The organism is Acetobacter malorum, assembly GCF_002153605.1.
Lineage (GTDB): Bacteria > Pseudomonadota > Alphaproteobacteria > Acetobacterales > Acetobacteraceae > Acetobacter > Acetobacter malorum_A.
In genome coordinates this window covers 2,501-5,664 of sequence record NZ_JOPG01000004.1, presented here as the reverse complement: position 1 = coordinate 5,664, position 3,164 = coordinate 2,501, and the positions used below count along the sequence as shown (strand labels likewise).

1 tRNA gene and 2 rRNA genes are annotated in these 3,164 nt (G+C 55.1%); all 3 read right to left on the bottom strand.

The window, feature by feature from the left end:
• The 3 genes from HK23_RS01805 to HK23_RS01795 all read right to left on the bottom strand — a co-directional run bounded on the left by HK23_RS01805 (position 1) and on the right by HK23_RS01795 (position 3,081).
• A tRNA-Met gene (locus tag HK23_RS01805) sits at positions 1 to 77 on the bottom strand.
• A gap of 27 nt (positions 78 to 104) precedes the next feature.
• A 5S ribosomal RNA gene (gene rrf / locus HK23_RS01800) occupies positions 105 to 220 on the bottom strand.
• A 119-nt stretch (positions 221 to 339) separates the two neighbouring features.
• Positions 340 to 3,081, bottom strand: a 23S ribosomal RNA gene (locus tag HK23_RS01795).
• Positions 3,082 to 3,164: the final 83 nt, after the last annotated feature.

Sequence of the window (3,164 nt, the reverse complement as noted above, 5' to 3'; positions counted from 1 at the left end):
TGGTTGCGGGGGCAGGATTTGAACCTGCGGCCTTCAGGTTATGAGCCTGACGAGCTACCGGGCTGCTCCACCCCGCGGTGGTGTTGATTGGGGTAGACTGGAAGACCTGGCGGCGACCGACTTTCCCACGACTTAAGCCGCAGTATCATAGGCGCTGGGGGGTTTCACGGCCGAGTTCGGGATGGGATCGGGTGGATCACTCCCCGCCATGGCCACCAGGTCATCCAGTCCACCCTGAGTGGGGTGGTGTGGATGCGGTTGGTAAAGAGAGAATTGTTTGTGTGTGACGCGTGCATGGATGATTTCTGTGCACGGGCTGTCCTTTTAAGGGGACAGTATGAGAGTGAGCCTATAGAGCGATTAGGACCAGTTAGCTACACGCATTACTGCGCTTCCACACCTGGCCTATCAACGTGATGGTCTATCACGGCTCTCAGGGAGATCTAGTTTTGAGGTGGGTTTCCCGCTTAGATGCTTTCAGCGGTTATCCCGTCCATACTTAGCTACCCGGCGGTGCCGCTGGCGCGACAACCGGTGCACCAGAGGTATGTTCATCCCGGTCCTCTCGTACTAGGGACAAATCCTCTCAAATCTCCAACATCCACGGCAGATAGGGACCGAACTGTCTCACGACGTTCTAAACCCAGCTCACGTACCACTTTAATCGGCGAACAGCCGAACCCTTGGGACCTGCTCCAGCCCCAGGATGTGATGAGCCGACATCGAGGTGCCAAACCTCCCCGTCGATGTGGACTCTTGGGGGAGATCAGCCTGTTATCCCTAGAGTACCTTTTATCCGTTGAGCGATGGCCCTTCCACGCGGGACCACCGGATCACTATGGCCGACTTTCGTCTCTGCTCGAGCTGTCACTCTCGCAGTCAGGCGGGCTTATGCCATTGCACTCAACAGCCGGTTTCCGACCGGCCTGAGCCCACCATCGCGCGCCTCCGTTACACTTTGGGAGGCGACCGCCCCAGTCAAACTGCCCACCATACAGGGTCCCGGATCAGGCTAACTGACCGCGGTTAGACATCAGAAAAATTCAGGGTGGTATTTCAAGGATGGCTCCACAGGAACTGGCGCCCCTGCTTCAAAGCCTCCCACCTATCCTACACAGAATGTCTCTGATGCCACTGTAAAGCTGCAGTAAAGGTTCATAGGGTCTTTCCGTCTGACCGCGGATACCCCGCATCTTCACGGGGAATTCAATTTCGCTGAGCCGATGCTGGAGACAGCGGGGAAGTCGTTACGCCATTCGTGCAGGTCGGAACTTACCCGACAAGGAATTTCGCTACCTTAGGACCGTTATAGTTACGGCCGCCGTTTACCGGGGCTTCAATTCAGTGCTCTCACACCTCCTCTTAACCTTCCGGCACCGGGCAGGCGTCAGGCCCTATACGTCGTCTTTCGACTTCGCAGAGCCCTGTGTTTTTACTAAACAGTCGCTACCCCCTGGTCTGTGCCACCCGCCGATGGTTGCCCACCAACGGGTCTCGCTTATCCCGAAGTTACACGAGTAATTTGCCTAGTTCCTTCAGCATCGTTCTCTCAAGCGCCTTGGTATTCTCTACCAGTCCACCTGTGTCGGTTTCGGGTACGGTCTATACGCCAGAGCTATTTCCTGGAATGCGCCAAAAGCCAGTCCAATCCGATAAGGACTGACAACATATTGCATTCGTCACTTCTGGCAGGTTCAGGAATATTCACCTGATTCCCATCGACTACGGCTTTCGCCCTCGCCTTAGGGGCCGACTAACCCTGCGTGGATTAACCTTGCGCAGGAACCCTTGGACTTTCGGCGACAGTGTTTCTCGCACTGTTTGTCGCTACTCATGTCAGCATTCGCACTTCCGATATCTCCAGAAGGGGTCACCCCGCTTCCTTCACAGACCTACGGAACGCTCCGCTACCGCGCATATCATAGATATGCACCCACAGCTTCGGCACGTGGCTTGAGCCCCGTTACATTTTCGGCGCAGGGTTTCTATTAGACCAGTGAGCTATTACGCTTTCTTTAAAGGATGGCTGCTTCTAAGCCAACCTCCTGGTTGTTTTGGAATCCCCACATCCTTTCCCACTTAGCCACGATTTAGGGGCCTTAGCTGGTGGTCTGGGCTGTTTCCCTCTCGACAATGGACCTTAGCACCCACTGTCTGTCTGCCAGGCTAATACTTCCGGGTATTCGGAGTTTGGTTAGGTTTGGTAAGGCTTTGGGCCCCCCTAGCCCATCCAGTGCTCTACCCCCCGGGGTAAATACCTGACGGTCTACCTCAATAGATTTCGCGGAGAACCAGCTATTTCCGAGTTTGATTGGCCTTTCACCCCTAGCCACAGCTCATCCCCGACTTTTTCAACAGGCGTGGGTTCGGCCCTCCAGTGCGTGTTACCGCACCTTCAGCCTGGCCATGGCTAGATCACTCGGTTTCGGGTCTTCTGCCAGCAACTAGACGCCCTATTCAGACTCGCTTTCGCTACGCCTACACCTACCGGCTTAAGCTTGCTGCAAACAGAAACTCGCTGACCCATTATACAAAAGGTACGCCGTCACCCCATAAGAGGCTCCGACTGCTTGTAGGCATTCGGTTTCAGGTCTATTTCACTCCCCTCATCGGGGTGCTTTTCACCTTTCCCTCACGGTACTTGTTCACTATCGGTCACCAGGGAGTATTTAGGCTTGGAGGGTGGTCCCCCCATGTTCAGACAGGGTTTCACGTGCCCCGCCCTACTCAAGGATCTTTAGAAGCACTACGCATACGGGACTATCACCCACTATGGCCACCCTTTCCAGAGTGTTCTGCTTCTCTTCCAAAGACCACTGGCCTGTTCCGCGTTCGCTCGCCACTACTAGCAGAATCTCAATTGATGTCTTTTCCTCCAGGTACTGAGATGTTTCAGTTCCCCGGGTTCGCCTCATAGTCCTATGTATTCAGACTACGATACCCTTGCGGGTGGGTTGCCCCATTCGGATATCTACGGATCAAAGCCTGCTCGCGGCTCCCCGTAGCTTTTCGCAGCGTGCTACGTCCTTCATCGCCTCCTGGTGCCAAGGCATCCACCGAATGCCCTTATCGCGCTCACTCGCCCCATGCACAGAAACCATCCATGCCACAAAGTGACACGTCTGAGTTCCCGCATGGCGCATCCAAGCACGTCACACGTTCTC